Below are 1723 nucleotides of genomic sequence, written 5' to 3'. Positions count from 1 at the left end.
CCTCAGTTTCTGAGGAACCAAGGATGTCCACCGTTAGCCGCCAAACCCGCTTCCAGCTGACCCTCATGGGCAGCGACCAGCCCTTTTCGGTGCTGGCATTCAAAGGCGAAGAGGCCATCAGCGAGCCGTTTTCCTTTGACATTCAACTGGTCAGTGAGCAGGCCAGTCTTGACCTCGAAACCCTCTTGCACCAGCCCGCCTGGCTCTCGTTTGGCCCCGGTCACGGCATTCATGGCCAGATTGAGCGCATCACCCGCGCCAGTACCGGCAAGCGCCTGACCCATTACCGCCTGACCCTGGTCCCAAGCCTTGCGTACCTCGCGCATCGCACCAACCATCGGATTTTCCAGCAGCTGAGCGTGCAGCAGATCATCCGGCAGGTGCTTGAAGAGCACGGCCTGCTCAGTGACGTCTATAGCTTTGCCGGGTTCTCGGAGTACCCGCCTCGCGACTATTGCGTGCAATACGGCGAGTCGGACCTGCACTTCATCCAGCGGCTGTGTTTTGAGGAGGGTTTTCACTATTACTTCAGGCATTCGCCTGACAGGCATGAGCTGGTATTCGGCGATAAACAACAGGCCTTTACCCCGCTCAAAACGCCGACCCCTTACGTGCCGGGCAATGGCCTGGTTGCGCAAGGCCCTGTCGTCCATGACTTTCAGATGAGCCTGCAAGCCTGCACCAACCGCACGTTTACCCGCGATTACGACTTCGACAAAGCCGGGCGCACCCTTGAGGCAGACAGCCATTCGCCCTCCAGCATGCGCCCGCTGGAACGCTACACCTACCCCGGCCGCTTCACCCGCGATCAAGAAGGCCAGCGTCATAGCCTGCGCACGCTGGAGCGCCATCAGGCCCAACACTGCGTGGTCAGCGGCCAGAGCGATCAGCCCGCCTTGCTCAGCGGGCATTTTCTGACCCTCAGCGAGCACCCGACCCCTGCAAACAACGCACAGTGGCTGCTGAGCCGCGTGCGGCATGAAGGCCACCAGCCGCAAGTGCTGGAAGAAGCGGCGCCCGCCGCCGACGAAGGGTTTCAGGGCTATCGCAACACCTTTGAAGGAACGCCGGAGATCGGCACCTTTCGTGCCCCGACGGTGTACGAAAAGCCGCGCATTTTCGGCAGTCAGACCGCCCGCGTCACCGGCCCGGCTGGCGAAGAAATCCATTGCGACCCGTATGGCCGGGTGCGGGTCAAATTCCATTGGGACCGCAGCCCCGTCACCGATGAACGCAGCAGTTGCTGGCTACGGGTTTCGTCGAGCTGGGCCGGGGCGCACTATGGCGGCGTCAGCGTGCCGCGGGTCGGCATGGAAGTGCTGGTGGACTTCGTCAACGGCGACCCGGACTGCCCGATCATTTCCGGGTGCCTGGCCAACAGCCTCAACCCGTTACCGCTGGACTTGCCGGCCAACAAGAGCCAAAGCGTGTTCCGCAGCCGCAGCACCCCCGGCGGCAACGGTTACAACGAACTGCGCATCGAAGACCGCCAAGGCCAGGAGCTGATCTACCTGCATGCGCAGCGTGACCTTGAGCAACACATCAAACACGACAGCCGCTTGCAGGTCGACGGCCAGCGCAGCGAAACCGTGACCGGCAACAGCATCAGCGTGCTCCAGGCCGAAGAACAGCGCACCGTCAGCGCGGACCGCAAAGTGCAGATCCTGGGCAGCGATCATCTGCACATTGCAACCAGCGCCCATACCCGTGCCGGACAGAGCGT

General features: G+C 62.2%; 1 protein-coding gene. It reads left to right on the top strand.

Translation table 11 applies throughout. The features are described 5' to 3' along the window. Window positions 1–23: 23 nt before the first annotated feature. The coding region (locus tag TU74_RS22840; RefSeq protein WP_048377746.1) for a type VI secretion system Vgr family protein at window positions 24–1723 on the top strand (1700 nt) is incomplete at its 3' end.

The sequence above is a fragment of the Pseudomonas lundensis genome (genome assembly GCF_001042985.1).
Classification (GTDB): Bacteria; Pseudomonadota; Gammaproteobacteria; order Pseudomonadales; family Pseudomonadaceae; genus Aquipseudomonas; species Aquipseudomonas lundensis.
Note: the sequence above shows the minus strand (reverse complement) of the source record. Positions and strands in the feature narration are given on the sequence as shown.